This window comes from Ensifer sp. Root423 (assembly GCF_001426275.1).
Classification (GTDB): Bacteria; Pseudomonadota; Alphaproteobacteria; order Rhizobiales; family Rhizobiaceae; genus Ensifer; species Ensifer adhaerens.
Genome location: NZ_LMEG01000023.1, coordinates 296,028 through 310,290, shown reverse-complemented (window position 1 = coordinate 310,290; position 14,263 = coordinate 296,028). Strand labels below are relative to the sequence as shown.

Annotated in this window: 11 protein-coding genes; 5 read left to right on the top strand and 6 right to left on the bottom strand. The window is 63.2% G+C overall.

What is annotated here, in order from left to right; genetic code table 11:
• Positions 1–20: 20 nt before the first annotated feature.
• Positions 21–2,498, bottom strand: a complete 2,478-nt coding sequence (gene ligD, locus ASD01_RS20850; protein ID WP_060530338.1) for a DNA ligase D — start codon at positions 2,496–2,498, stop codon at positions 21–23.
• A gap of 133 nt (positions 2,499–2,631) precedes the next feature.
• Here ligD and ASD01_RS20845 point away from each other — a divergent pair, with 133 nt between their 5' ends.
• The 3 genes from ASD01_RS20845 (at position 2,632) to ASD01_RS20835 (ending at position 6,660) form a co-directional block, all read left to right on the top strand.
• Positions 2,632–3,279, top strand: a complete 648-nt coding sequence (locus tag ASD01_RS20845) for a TetR/AcrR family transcriptional regulator (protein ID WP_060644350.1) — start codon at positions 2,632–2,634, stop codon at positions 3,277–3,279.
• A 164-nt stretch (positions 3,280–3,443) separates the two neighbouring features.
• Complete coding sequence (locus tag ASD01_RS20840) at positions 3,444–5,723, top strand: methyl-accepting chemotaxis protein (protein WP_060644349.1); 2,280 nt, start codon at positions 3,444–3,446, stop codon at positions 5,721–5,723.
• 127 nt (positions 5,724–5,850) lie between these two features.
• Positions 5,851–6,660, top strand: a complete 810-nt coding sequence (locus tag ASD01_RS20835) for a phosphate/phosphite/phosphonate ABC transporter substrate-binding protein (RefSeq protein ID WP_034799769.1) — start codon at positions 5,851–5,853, stop codon at positions 6,658–6,660.
• 25 nt (positions 6,661–6,685) lie between these two features.
• Here ASD01_RS20835 and ASD01_RS20830 read toward each other — a convergent pair whose 3' ends face one another.
• Positions 6,686–7,429, bottom strand: a complete 744-nt coding sequence (locus ASD01_RS20830) for an SDR family oxidoreductase (RefSeq protein ID WP_034799642.1) — start codon at positions 7,427–7,429, stop codon at positions 6,686–6,688.
• 97 nt (positions 7,430–7,526) lie between these two features.
• Here ASD01_RS20830 and ASD01_RS20825 point away from each other — a divergent pair, with 97 nt between their 5' ends.
• Together ASD01_RS20825 and ASD01_RS20820 are read left to right on the top strand one after the other, a co-directional pair.
• Positions 7,527–8,432: an AraC family transcriptional regulator gene (locus tag ASD01_RS20825; RefSeq protein WP_060530335.1), complete on the top strand. Its 906-nt coding sequence runs from the start codon at positions 7,527–7,529 to the stop codon at positions 8,430–8,432.
• Positions 8,433–8,561: 129 nt separating this feature from the next.
• Entirely contained in the window at positions 8,562–9,149 is a 588-nt protein-coding gene (locus tag ASD01_RS20820; protein WP_060530334.1) for a YqaA family protein, read from the top strand.
• Positions 9,150–9,165: 16 nt separating this feature from the next.
• On the opposite strand, the gene ASD01_RS20815 is transcribed toward ASD01_RS20820, so the two are convergent.
• The 4 genes from ASD01_RS20815 to ASD01_RS20800 all read right to left on the bottom strand — a co-directional run bounded on the left by ASD01_RS20815 (position 9,166) and on the right by ASD01_RS20800 (position 14,059).
• Entirely contained in the window at positions 9,166–10,605 is a 1,440-nt protein-coding gene (locus tag ASD01_RS20815; RefSeq protein ID WP_060530333.1) for an amidohydrolase family protein, read from the bottom strand.
• Positions 10,598–11,704, bottom strand: a complete 1,107-nt coding sequence (locus tag ASD01_RS20810; protein ID WP_082566304.1) for an amino acid ABC transporter permease — start codon at positions 11,702–11,704, stop codon at positions 10,598–10,600. Before ASD01_RS20810 ends, ASD01_RS20815 begins: the two co-directional genes overlap by 8 nt.
• A gap of 3 nt (positions 11,705–11,707) precedes the next feature.
• The gene (locus tag ASD01_RS20805; RefSeq protein ID WP_060644348.1) at positions 11,708–12,856 is read right to left on the bottom strand and encodes an amino acid ABC transporter permease; all 1,149 of its coding nucleotides are present in this window, start codon (positions 12,854–12,856) and stop codon (positions 11,708–11,710) included.
• Between the two features lie 171 nt (positions 12,857–13,027).
• On the bottom strand, positions 13,028–14,059 hold the full coding sequence (locus ASD01_RS20800) for an amino acid ABC transporter substrate-binding protein (RefSeq protein WP_060530331.1): 1,032 nt from the start codon (positions 14,057–14,059) through the stop codon (positions 13,028–13,030).
• Positions 14,060–14,263 lie beyond the last annotated feature (204 nt).

The following is a 14,263-nucleotide window of genomic DNA, read 5'->3' as shown; positions in this document are numbered from 1 at the left end:
CTCCTACGCGGCCAAACGCATTACGTCCTCGTTTCGGACAGAAGCGGCAGATCCTTGGCAAAGTCGTCGATATCCGCCCAGGGATCGCCGAAAGTATCCAGAAGTCCAGGCAGCGAAGAATAGTTCAAATCCTCCGGAGCGTCGATAGTCTCCAGATCCGCCCACTGAAGCGGGGCCGAAGCCGGCAGATTGGTGCGTGCCCGCAGCGAATAGGGAGCGGCCGCCGTATGGCTGCGCGCATTGCGATGGAAGTCGATGAAGATGCGCTTTTTGCGGTTTTCCTTGCCCATGGTCGTGGTGAAGGTCTGGGGTGCGGTCGCCGCCAGCCGCGTCGCTATCGCGCTCGTTGCCTGGTGTGTCTTCTTCCAGTCCAGCTTCGGTTTGACCGGCACCACGACGTGGATGCCGCTGCCGCCAGACGTCTTGACGAAAGGAACGAGGTCGATTGCTTCTAGCTCGCCGCGAATATGGACCGCTGCCTCGACCACGTCGCGCCATGAGATCCCCTCGCCGGGATCAAGATCGAAGACGACGCGATCGGGCTTCTCCAAGCGCGTGCGCCGCGAACCCCAGCTATGAAGCTCGATCACGCCGAACTGAGCGAGCGCCAGATAACCCTTCGTGCCCTCGATCGAGAGGAAGGACTTGCTCTCGCCCTCGGAATTGGTCGCGTTGAAGCTGACGATGGAGGGCGGCATGCCGGTGAAGGGATGGCGCTGGAAGAAACAATCGGCCCGCTTCCCCGTCGGGCAGCGGAAAAGCGACACCGGGCGACCGAGGATATGCGGCAGCATGAAATCGCCGACGAGCGCATAGTAGACGGCAATGTCGAGTTTGGTCGGTCCGGATCTTCCGAACACCCGGCGGTCGGCATTGGTCACCTGGATCGTCGCCAGGTCGGCGTCCGTGATCAGCCGCTTGCGCGGCGCCGTCGCCGTCGCCGGGGCCGAAAGCTCGACATCGCGAAGCCCCTTGAACACCGCATGCCGCAAGACATTGTCGGTCGTGCGGTTGGAGTAGTGGATGCGGGCGGATAGCACCGGCCGCACCCAGAGGATTTCCTTGGGCGCACCGTCCAGCGCGGTCTCACCCCCGCGCAAGGCTTGCAGCCGGGCGAGTAATTGCTTGGCTGTCGCCGCATCGAAGCCGGTGCCGACCTTGCCGCGGTAGTGCAGCTCGCCGCCCACCCACTCCCCGAGCGCCAGTGCCGCCAGCCCCTCGGCCGCCTCGGAGACGGTGTAGCCTGCGATCACGAAGTCTTCGCTTTTGAGCGCTTTGGTCTTGGTCCAGGTCTGGGTGCGTCCGCTGCGGTAGGGTGCGGAGGCACGCTTTGATACGATCCCTTCCAGCCCCAGCTCGGCGGCCTGATCGTAGAGCCCGCGCCCGTCACCTTCCACATGGTCGCTGAACTGAATGGCGGAACGGCTCGATATCTGCTCTTCAAGCAGCTGCGCCAGCAGACCCTTGCGCTCTTCCAATGGAACTTCGGCGAGATTCCAGCCGTCGAGATGGAGGATGTCGAAGGCATAGAAGACGAGCTTGCCATCGGTCCCGGATGAAAGAGCCTCCTGCAACAGGGAGAAGCGGCTGATGCCCTTGTCGTCGAGAGCGACGATCTCGCCATCGATCATCGCTTCCCGACAAGGCAACTTGCGGAATGCGTCTGGCAGATCGCCGTAGCGTTTCGTCCAGTCGAGCCCGCTGCGCGTGATCAGCCGTACGGAACCATCCGAGAGATCCGCCATCGTGCGGTAGCCATCGAACTTGATTTCGTGCAGCCAGGTCTGTTCTCCCGGTGAGGCCCCGGGCGGTTTCGGGATAGGGCTGGCGAGCTGCGGCTCGATCCGCTGCGGCTTCGGACCTTTCACAGCGCCCGGCAGCGAACCAGGCTTGAGGACGGCCGGTTTCGCCGCTTTAGCCGGTTTCCTTGGCGGCTCGACCAACTCTTCGATGCGCCGCCCGCTTTTCACGCTCTCCGGGCGTGCCGTCAGAATGTCGACATCAGGATCGGCGGCTGGATCATGCTCTTTGAACAGCAGCCAGTTGCGCGTATCGTCGTCTCCCGGTTTCGGCTTCAGCCGCGTCAGCATCCAGCCGCCATTGAGCTTCTCGCCGGCTAGACGGAACTTGAACGCGCCGGTTCTCAGGCTCTTTTCGATATCGTCCATCGGTGCCCAGACGCCGGTGTCCCAGACGATCATCGGTCCACCGCCATATTCGCCTTCCGGGATGACGCCCTCGAAGTCGATGTAGTCGAGCGGATGATCCTCGGTCTCGACAGCCAGCCGTTTGTCAGCGGGGTTGAGCGACGGCCCCCTGGGGACCGCCCAGCTTTTCAGCACGTCGCCGACCTGTAATCTGAGATCATAGTGATCGGCAGTGGCATGGTGCTTGTGCACGACGAAACGATTGCCCTCCGCGCCACTTCTTCCGGCAGGCTCCGGCGTCCGGGAAAAGTCCCGCTTCGCACGATAGGTCGTGAGTTTCGACGTCGCCATGCAGCAAAGCTAGAACGTGTTCGCAAAGGTCGCAATATCCGCCACGGCCAGGACACGCGGCACAGAAATTTCGGAAAACAATTGCTTTCTCAACTCGGCTCACCTAAAAATTCGATGAATTTGGAAAGCCGCCATGATCGAAAAGCAGAAGACGCCACGCTCCCGTGGCCGTCCCCAGGTCCGACCGGACGACGAGACGCGCCAGGTGATCGTCCTCGCCGCCGAACGGCAATTCTGCGACTTCGGCTACGAGGCGGCGAACATCAACGTCATAGCTCAGAATGCCGGCGTTTCCACCAAGACGCTCTATCGGCTGTTTCCCACCAAGGCCGATCTCTTCGAGCGCGTCATCTCCCTCAGGATCGCCGAGTTCGTAGTGGAAGCCGATGACGAGAACCTGGAAGATCTGGGCGTAAGGGGTGGCCTGGTGCACCTGCTTGCCGCCTACGGACATCTCGTGCTCTCGCACGACACGATCTCGATCATCCGCCTGGTGCTCGCCGAGGCAGAACGCTTTCCCGAAGTTGCTGCCACATTCTGGGAACAGGCGATCCAGCGGACAAGTGCCACCTTGGAGCGATGGCTGAGGACGCAGGTGGCCCACGGCCGGCTCGCGGTGGCAGACCCGCGTCTGACCGCAGGCATGCTGCGCGGCATGATGGCGATGGAGCCGCAACGCGCCGTCATGATGGGTTGCCTTGGCACCATCGACGAGGCGACGATCACGGCGCGAGCAGAAAGCTGCGCCGACATTTTCCTGACAGGCGCCTTGCCGAGATAGAGCCGTCGCTCTCCACGGCAAACTTTGGCGATGTCATCCAGCTGTCATCAAGCTGTAACGTGAGGCCGTATAACTCTCCGCGCGGAAGCCCTTCCGCCGGACGCATGAGGCGTCGCGACCAGCCTTCGGCATGGCCTCCTCCCCTTGCACGTCCGGTGATTGTTATGCGTTTGTCCGCGAAGCTTCCTCTCGCTGCGGCGGCTCTGGCCGCTTTTTCCATTGCTGCCACCAGTCTTGCCAGCCTGACCGTCAGCGGCAATCTCTCGTCACGCGCGGCAATTGAAAAGCTGGAGGCGCTCGCCGATGCCCGCCGCAACGAGCTACGCCATTACCTCACCACCGTGGAAAACGACCTGCGCAATCTGCAAGCACAGAAGTCCGTCGCCAAGGCGCTAACCGACCTCAATGGCGCAGCCGCCAAGTTCGGGGAAAAGACCGAAAGCGAATTGCAGCGCCGCTACCTGGCGGAAAACCCCAACGCCGAAGACAAGCGCGCCCTCTACAGCTCCGCCGGCGTCGACGACTACGACGCGCTGCATGCGCGCTATCACCCGTTCTTCCGGCGCTTCGCCGAAGCCCACGGCTATCGCGACGTGCTGCTCGCCAATCTCAGCGGCGATGTCGTATACGCCCTCAACAAGAAAGGGGATTTTGGCGTCAGCCTCAAGGACGTGGCCTGGAAGGACACCGGGCTTGGCCGCGTCTTCCGGGAAACGGCCGAGGGAACGGACAAGAGCAAGCTCGCCTTTGCGTCCTACGAAGCCTATGCCCCGCTTGGCGGCAGCCCCGCTGCGTTCGTCGCCATCCCCCTGGAATCGATTGACGGCAAGATCGGCACGCTGATCCTTGAAATGCCGGATGGGCGCATCGGCGAAATCGTCGGCAACCGCACGGGCCTTGGCGAAACCGGCGAAACGATTTTGCTCGACAGTAACGGGTTCTTCCTCGCCGACAGCGCCGCCACACCCGGCAACGATATGCTGAAGGCCCGGATCGTGGTTGAGCAGCCGGCGGAAGACGGCATCGTCAGCAGCAGGCTTGCGGATTTCCGCGACGAGGAAGCCCAGATGGCGGCCACCAACCTTGATGCTTTCGGCACGCGCTGGACCATTGCTGCGGTCATGACCTCGCGGGAGGCCTTTTCCGCGGTTACCGCCTTGCGCAACTGGACGCTCGCGACCGCGCTTGCCGTCCTCGCGGCTGCGCTGGCGATCTCCATCTGGTACTCGCGCCGACTGACACACCCGATTACCGGTCTCGTCCGCGACATGAGCCGGCTCGCCGATGGCGACACGACGATCAGCGGTGTTGGCGGTACCCGCAAGGACGAGATCGGTGACATGGCCCGCTCCGTCCTTGTTTTCCGGGACGCTCTTCGCGACCGTGCCCGCCTCGAAACCGAGGCAGCGGAGACGCGAACCATGATCGAGGAGGAACGGCACGGCCGCGAGACGACCCAGGCCGAGGTATCGCGCCAGATCAACGAGGCCGTCGAAATGCTGGCCTCGGGGCTCGAACGCTTGTCCCACGGCGATCTGACGGCCCGCATCGACCGCCCCTTCGGCGCCGGCTTCGATCGCCTGCGCTCGGACTTCAACCTGTCGCTGGAGAGCCTGGCGGTCACGCTCGGTGACGTGAAGGCGAGAAGCGCCGAGATCGACGGCGAAACCGGCGAGATGCGCCACGCCATCGGCCAACTCGCCAAGCGCACCGAACATCAGGCGGCGACGCTGGAGGAAGCGACCGCGGCGCTCGGCGCAATCACCGCCACCATCGGCCGCACCGCAGAACACGCCACATCCGCAACCACGATCGCCGCCGCTGCCAAGGCGAGTTCCGATCGTTCGGGTCAGGTGGTGATGAACGCCGTCTGCGCCATGGCCCAGATCGAGAAGGGATCGGTCGCCATCTCTCAGATCATCGGCACGATCAACGATATCGCCTTCCAGACCAACCTCCTGGCGCTGAACGCAGGGGTCGAGGCGGCGCGTGCCGGCGAAGCGGGTAAGGGCTTTGCGGTCGTTGCCCATGAGGTGCGGGAACTCGCGCAGAAGTCGGCGCAGGCCGCCCGGGAGATCAAGGCGATCATCACCGCGTCGGCCGAGGAAGTGGCGAAGGGCGTTTCTCTCGTCAGGGCCGCTGGCGACGCGCTCGACGAAATCTCCGGTCAGATCCACGCGATCAACGAGCAGACGCTGCAGATCGCGGGCGACGCGCGCAACCAGGCAACCGACCTGCAGCACATCAACCAGACCATGCTGTCGCTGGACGCCGTGACCCAGCAGAACAATGCGATGGTCGAGGACAGCACCGCCATGACCCACAGGCTCTCAGGCCAGGCATCCGCCCTGTTCGATCTGGTCGAGCGCTTCCGCACGACATCCAGCGGACGTCGATCTGAAACGGCCGCGGTGGAGCGGGCTGGCCTTCGCCGCACGGCCTAGCACCGCACATCGGCGCCGCCATCCAGACGCATGGCTGCCACCGCTTTGGCGCCGCGACCACGGCCTTGACGCTTCGCCGAACGCATTTTACGCCATGGCGGGAGTGCTCATGGAGCGCGGGGAAATCATGCGGATAGCCAGCCTTGCGATGTATGTCAGCCCTCAGCCGCTCGCGGCCGCAACGGCAACGCTCTGGGCGTTCCTGCGCGACGACCTGCGGCGCGAGGGCCTGACGGATGTGCCCGACCGATTGGACGCCGTCCTCCATCATGCCGATGCCTGGCTTCATCCGGCGCTGCTGCTCGCGCAGACGTGCGGTTATCCCTACGTGCGGCATTTGCGCGGCAAGGTTCGCCTTGTCGCTACGCCGGTCTACGGGCACCCGGGCTGCGACGGGCCCGACATGTGCAGCTTCGTCATCGTGCGAGCAAACGCACCGGTCCGTTCCCTTGAAGATCTCCGGGGGACACGGGCTGCCATCAACGATCCGATCAGCAATTCCGGAACCAACCTGTTGCGCGCGGCGATCGCGCCCCGCAGCCGCAATGGCCGGTTCTTCTCCTCTGTTGCCGAAACCGGCAGCCATTTGGCAAGCATCGATGCGGTTGCATCGGACACTGCCGACGTGGCCGCCATCGACTGCGTGACCTATGGCAATACGCAACGTTTTGATCCGGAACGCGTGGCCGGTCTGCGGGTCTTGACCGCCACTGCCAGCACGCCGGGCCTGCCTCTCGTCACCCGCGGCGACGCCTCGGACGACGAGCTTTTGCTGCTGTGCAGTTCACTCGGACGGGCGATTACGGAGCCCAATTTGGCTGAGGCCCGCGCTGTGCTTTCCCTAAAAGACTTCGCGGTTCTGTCGGATGCCGATTACGAGCCTGTGGCGGAACTGGCGCGGTTCGCGCATCGTCTCGGCTACCCCGAGATCGCCTGAAGACGCGCAGTTGAGTTCAGGTACGTCAGCCTGCCTGTGCCAGCGCCACCGCATCGTCGCCGGCCGGGAAATGGAGCTGGCCGGACAAATCGTTCGCCGCTTGCCAGACGGCCTCCGCGACGTCGGCCTCGGTCGTCACCAGAGACGGTGCTGCAAATTGGGCGAAGATCGGCGCTGCGAATTCGGCATAGGCCTCGGGGATCAGGTCCTCGACCCGCATCGTCGTGTTGTGAGCAAAGCGCGTGGTTGGCGCGTAACCCGGCTCGACCAGCTTGACACGGATATCGAAGGCGGCAAGCTCGTGGGCAAGCGAACCGGTGAAGCCAGTGATCGCCGTCTTGCTGGCGGTATAGGCGGCAGCCAGCGGCATGGAAGCAAGCGTCACGCTGGAGGTGACGTTGACGACGACGCCGGACCGGCGAGCACGGAACTGCGGGATCACCGCCTGGGTCATCGCCATCACGCCGAAGGTATTGGTGTCGAAGACCTTGCGGATATGGGACATCGGCGTTGCCTCGAAGGCACCCACCACGCCGATGCCCGCATTGTTGACGAGCGCATCGATCGGACCGCTTTCCGCGATGGCGGCTGAGACGCTGTCGGGATCGGTGACATCGAGTGCCAGCAAACGAAGCCGCTTCGAATTCGGCAGAATATCGTGTCGGGGCGAGCGCATCGTGGCAATCACGCTCCAGCCTTCGGCATGAAAGCGGCGCGCAGTCTCCAGCCCGTAGCCGGAAGAGCAGCCAGTGATCAGTACGGTCTTCATAGCGGTATCCTTCGTGGTTGCGATGGAAACGGAGTACTGCGCGGACTGCGGACGTTCTACGGCTTGAAGTCCTGATTTTATTTGCTAGCATCCTGAAATGACCGATCCCCTCTCGCAGCTTATTCAGCTTCTCCGCCCACGCACAGTGTTCACCAAAGGCATCAGCGGTGCCGGCCGCTGGGCGGTTCGCTACTCCGAATTCGGTCATCCGAGCTTTTGTACCGCCATCGAGGGATCGTGCCGGCTGGCAGTCGATGGCGAGGCGCCGGTGACGCTGCAGGCGGGCGACTTCGTGTTGTTGCCTCGCACGCCCGGCTTCACCATCTCGGGCTTCGATCCGGTTCAGCCGACCTTCATCGATCCCAAGGCGGCGCCGTCACCGGTCGGCGAAGTTCGCCATGGCAGGCAGGACGGCGAACCGGACGTGCGCCTGCTCGGCGGCTATTTCGTCCTCGACTCGTCCGACGCCGGACTGCTCGTTTCGCTGCTGCCGGCATTGATGCATCTGCGCGGGATAGAGCGGCTTTCGACGCTCGTCCGCATTGTGGGCGAAGAAGCACGCGACGAACGCCCGGGCCACGACCTGGTTCTCGCACGTCTTGTGGAAGTGATGCTTGTCGAGGCGCTTCGATCAATTGAAGGGGAGAGCGCGGCACCCGGCCTGTTGCGCGGGCTGGGAGATGCGCGGCTGGCGGTGGCCATTCGCCAGATCCACGCCGATCCCGCCCATCCCTGGACCGTGACTGAGCTGGCGCACGAGGCCGCACTGTCGCGCTCCGTCTTCTTCGAGCGCTTCACGCGCGCCGTCGGCGTGCCACCGATGGAGTATCTGCTCGTCTGGCGCATGGCGATCGCCAAGGACCTGCTGCGGCAACGCGAACTGGATCTTGCCGCCGTCGCCGAACATGTCGGCTACAGCTCGGCAAGCACCTTCAGCACGGCCTTCAGCCGCCATGTCGGGCAACCGCCAGGGCGCTACGCGCGCATGGCGGCTGCCCAATAACGCCGGCACGGCTTCTCGTGAGAATTGTCTCAAATACAGAAGTCAGCCACATTTACACCCTGCTCTCTGGCCTATAGACGAGCTTTGGGGGCCGTAAACGGACCCCGGGCCAACAGAGAACCGCACCTCATGCTCCGACGCCTGTACGATTGGACAATGTCGCTCGCGACACGGGAAACCGCCATTGTCTGGCTTGGCATCATTGCCTTTGTCGAAAGCTCGATCTTCCCGGTTCCGGCCGATCTTCTCTTGATCCCTATGGCGCTGGCGCGCCCGGAACGGGCCTGGCGCTATGCGCTCGTGGCGACGGTCTGCTCGGTACTTGGCGGCATCGCCGGCTGGTATCTCGGCCATTATGCCTTCGACACCATCGCAAGGCCATTGCTCGAGTTCTACGGCAAGCTCGACACCTTCGAGCATCTGAAGTCCTCGGTCGACAGTGAGATGCTGGCATTGCTGCTCGTCACCTCGGGACTGGCGCATCTGCCGCCGATCAAGGTCGTGACCATCCTTTCAGGCGCCGCCAACATCAATCTCGGCCTGTTCATCGTCTCGGCGATCATTGCCCGCGGCGCGCGATTCTTCCTGCTCGCCTGGCTGCTGCGCCGTTTCGGCGAAGAGATCCGGGATTTCCTCGAAAGGCGTCTTGGCGCGCTGGCGGGCGCGGCGGCGACATTCCTGATCTGCCTCTTCGCCGCACACCGCTTTCTGTCCTGACGGACCGCGGCCGGAATTACCTGCGCGGCAGTGAGAGCGGCGCAAGTGTCCCCATTGCGCGACCCTTCGTGTCGTTCTCAGCCGCCTTGCGGCAAGCGTAGTCCTGCGCTTCCTGGAGCTTTGCGAGCGCGCCGTCATAATCGATCAAGGTCGGGCGGCCATCACTGACGACGCAAGTGCCGTCCACGTGGACACGCTCGATCGCCCGCTCCGCCGCGCAATGCAGGAGATTGCGCAAGGGGTCGTAGACCGGCTGCATGGCGTGGTGCCTGAGATCGACCACCAGGAAATCCGCCTTCGAGCCGACGGCGATCCGGCCGATGTCGTCCCGGCCAAGTGCCCGCGCGCCGGCGGTCGTCGCCGCCTCGAAGATGTCGCCGGTGGATACGTCGAAGACGGACTTGCCCGAGAGCCGCGCGCAGATCATCGCCTGGCGCATTTCTTCGAGCATGTTGAACGGATAGCTGTCGGTTCCGAGCGCGACGTTGACGCCGGCGCGGCGGTAGCGGCCGACCGATTCCAGCGCCATGCCGCTGCGCGAGAAGGTGACCGGGCAATGGGCGACGGTCGTCTGGCGATCGGCGAGCAGACGCAAGTCGATCTCCGTGCGCTGTCGCGTCCAGGAATGGCTGTCGACGAAGATGCAATGACCAAGGATCATGTCCTTGCCGAGCAGACCCAGCTTTTCGAGATATTGTACGGCCGTCAGCCCGTTCCGGCGCAAGAGTTCTTCGTGCTCGGTCATGGTCTGGGCAGCATGAATGGTGATCGGCATGCCGCGCTGACGCGCTGCCGCCACCGCATCCTGCAGCAGTTCCGGCGAGCAGGTCTCGATCTGCGACGGTGCGACGACGCCGCCAAGGCGGCCCGATGGGTGTGCATTCGCAGTATCGACGACCTCAAGCGCTCGCGCAAAGGCATCGCGTCCCCGCGCCCTGTCCCAACGGAAGTCAAGACGATGGCTGTCTTCGACGTGCCATTGCGCTTCGCGGAAACCCGGCGCGACGAAGGCGCGTGCACCACTTTTGGCAAGCGTCGGCAGCCAGCTCGTATGCGGGCCGGCAATATCGAGCAACGTGGTGACGCCACTACGCATCAGGTCGCCGACCATGACCGTCAGCGACGCCTCGATCGCATCGTCATCGATTTCCAGAAGGTTGGAGTATTCATAGAGCGCATTGCCCCAGAGCGCTGCCGTCCCCATGTCCTCGAAGATGCCCTTGGAGATCGGCTCCTCGCCGGAATGGCAATGCACGTTGACGAAGCCCGGCAGGATCATGCGATCGCGGCCGGAGCTTTCGCTGACGAACGGACCGTCATAGTGGCCGCCGACATGCACGAAGCCTTTCTCGTCATAGGCGACGTCGGCGTCGTTGAGATAGACATTGCCATTAAGCTTGCGGTCGAAGGCGACAAGCGTATGCGCTTTGCGGATGACGTGGATCTCTTTAGTCATGCGTGGTCCTGAAATATTGCTCGAGGAAACGGCTGTAAGCCCCCATGAGAGCGCTGAAAACGAAGTATACAACAGCCGCGAAGACATAGCCCTCCAGCACCGCGATGCCCTGCCATTGCGGGTCGCGCATGGCGGTGCGGACGGTGTCGAGGAAGTCGAGCAGACCGACGATCGTCACCAGCGTTGTATCCTGGAAGAAGCCGATGAACAGGCTGACCAAGGGCGGAATGACCTTCTTCAGCGCCTGCGGCAGCACGATTTTACGCATGATCTGCCAGTAATGCAGACCCAGCGAATGGCCGGCCTCGACCTGCCCGTTGGGAACCGCCTGCAGGCCGCCGCGCACGATCTCGGCGATATAGGCGGCGGCAAAGAGGATGATCGCCACCTGCGCCCGGACGAGCTTGTCGATGGTGATGCCATTGGGCATGAACAGGGGCAGCATGACCGTCGCCATGAACAGGATGCTGATCAGCGGCACCCCGCGTACGATCTCAATGAAGCCGACGCCGAGGACGCGGATTGCCGGAAGGCTCGATGCGCGGGCGAGCGCCAGCGCAATGCCAAGCGGGAGCGCGCAGGCAAGCCCGATGAAGGAGAGCATGAAGGAAAGCGGCAACCCGCCCCATTGCGTCGTGGGCACGACCGTGAGCCCGAAATAGCCGCCCGCCATCAGCACATAGAGCACCGGCAGGACGACGGCGACCCAGGCGATCAGCAGTCCCCGCCCCCAGACCTTCGGCATCATCGAGACGAGGCAGGCGCCGAGAAACAGAAGCATCGCCGTCAGCGGACGCCATTGCTCTTCAAAGGGATAAAAGCCGAAAAAGATGTAGCGCATCTTCGCCGACAGGAACGGCCAGCAGGCGCCGCTCGTCGCCTTGCATTCCGCCGGCGTGCCGACAAAGGTGGCGTCGACGAAGAGCCAGCCGATTGCGAGCTTGGCGAGCGCAAAGACCGTGCCGAGGCAAAGGATGGTGATCAGCGCATTGCCGGGCGTGCCGAAATAGGCGCTGAACCAGCGGCTGCGCGATGCCGGTGGCGCTTCGCGGCTCGGCGCAAGCGTCGCATTGCTCACGAGGGTGTCGACCTGTGTCATGGCTCAGCGCTCCCTCAGCGCGACCCGCGCATTGTACCAGTTCATCACCAGCGAGATCAGGATCGACAGGCCGAGATAGACGCCCATGAAAATGGCAATGGCTTCAATCGCCTGGCCCGTCTGGTTCATAATCGTGTTTGAGACCATCACCAGATCCGGATAGCCGATGGCGATCGCGAGCGAGCTGTTCTTGAACACGGTCAGATAGGTGTTGGTGAGCGGCGGAATGATGATGCGTAGCGCCTGCGGCAGGATCACGAGCTTCAGCGTGCGTGCGCGCGACAGGCCAAGTGCCGTCGCCGCTTCCCACTGCCCCTTGCTGACTGCCTGGATGCCGGCGCGAACGATTTCCGCGACATTGGCCGACACGCTGAGCGTCAGCCCGAGCAGAAGCGCCACGAATTCGGGGCGCAAATGATAGCCGCCGCTCAGGCGGAAGCGGCCGAGTTCCGGCACGTCCCAAGTGACCGAGATGTTTGCGAAGAGGATGGTTGCGGCAAGCGGCAGCAGAAACCCGATCGTCGCGAACAGGGCAATCGGCCGCTCCTTGCCGGTTGCGATGCGGCGGCGGCCGAGAATGCGCGCGGTAGCGACGGCGGCAGCGACGCCGACAACAAAGGCCGTGACCAGCGCAGCGAAACCGCTCTGCCAGTGCAGCGCCGGCGTGACCAGACCGCTGTTCGACAGAAAGACGCCGGGAAGCATCTCGATCGCCTGCTTGACTGGCGGAAACACGGAGATGATCAGCGAATACCAGAGCAGAAGATAAAGCAGCAGCGGCACGTTGCGCAGCGCTTCCACATAGGCAAGCATCAGCCGCGACAACACCGGATTGTGCGACAGCCGCCCGATGCCGACCAACAGCCCGAGAACAGTGCCGAACAGGGCAGCGAGCAGCGAAACCTTGACCGTGTTGGTGATGCCGACGAGGATCGCGCGGCCGATCGTATCCGTCGGCTCATAGGTGATGGCAGATTCGGTAATGACAAATCCGGCCTGGCGCGCCAGGAAGCCGAACCCGGTCGCAATATCCTGCTTGGCAAGATTGGCGCTTGCGGTGCTGAACATCACCCAGGCGATGAGCAGCACGACGCCGACGGCGATCGCTTGATAGAGATAGGCGCGAATGCGCGCGTCATAAAACAGGGGCATCGGCACCCGTCCCTTGGAGCACAATGATCTCGGGCCGGCGCGACCCAAGATCATAACTTGATCGATTTCTATCGTTTATAGTACGGCGGCATACCGCGCGCACTCTCCACGGGCCGATTAGGCACCATGTGGAGACGTGGACCCGCGCGAAACGCGCGGGCCCGTCAATTCTCAACGGAACGGCGGTGCGTAGAGCAGGCCACCTTCGCTCCAGCGTGTGTTCGGGCCACGCGTCAGGCCAAGCGCGGTCTTGGTGCCGAGGTTGCGCTCGAACACTTCGCCGTAGTTCCCGACGCCCTTGATGATGTTGTAGCCCCACTTGTTGTCGAGGTTCAGCATCTTGCCGAGTTCTTCGCTGACGCCGAGCATGCGCTGGATCTCCGGATCCTCGCTCTTGGTCATCTCGTCGACATTGGCCTGGGTGATCCCACGCTCTTCGGCAGCCATCAGCATCCAGGCAGACCAGGAGACGATGTCACGCCAGTTGGAATCGTTCTGGCGAACGGCCGGCGCCAGCGGCTCCTTGGAGATCGTTTCCGGCAGCACGACGTAATCGTCCGGGTTGTTGGCAACGGCGCGGATCGAGGCAAGGTCCGAACGGTCGGACGAGATCGCCTCGCAGCGGCCGGAGAAGAAGGCGTTGCGGTTTTCGTCCGGGCTTTCGAAGACGACCAGCTCGAACTTGCCGCCGATCGTACGGAAGAAGTCGCTGAGGTTCTGGGCGGTCGTGGTGCCCGGCAGCGTGCAGATCGCCGCGTCGGTCAGTTCCTTGGCGCTGCTGACGCCGAGCGACTTCGGCACCATCAGACCCTGGCCGTCGTAGAACACGGTCGGGCCGAAATCGAGCCCGAGTGAGGTTTCGCGCGAAAAGGTCATGGTCGTCTGGCGCGACAGCATGTCGATCTCGCCGGACTGAAGCGCCTGGAAGCGCGTATTGATGTTGGTCAGGACGAAGTCGACCTTTTCCGGATCGCCGAATACGGCAGCCGCCACGGCGCGGCAGACATCGACGTCGAAGCCCTCCATGTGACCCTTGGCATCGGCCGTCGCAAAGCCCGGCGTGCTCATCGAGACGCCGCAGATCAGCTTGCCGCGGGCCTTGACGGTTTCGAGCGTCGTCGCGGCGTTGGCAGTGGTCGTGGCCACCAGGCCGACGGCGATGCCGGCAACTGTCGCACAGAGCTGCAGAATCCTGCTGTTCATGAATTCCCTCCCATTGGCTGTTCCCTTTCAGGCCTTCTCAGGTCGCGCGGTCCTCTCCGCACGCCTCCTCCCGAACCGGCCGGCACCGGCCTTTTTTTGTCGGCGCCTGCAATTGCATACGACAAGAGAATACAAACATCAACATTATTGTATACAATATTGACGACCATTTGGACGGGCGCTATCGAAGACAAGGGACATGTT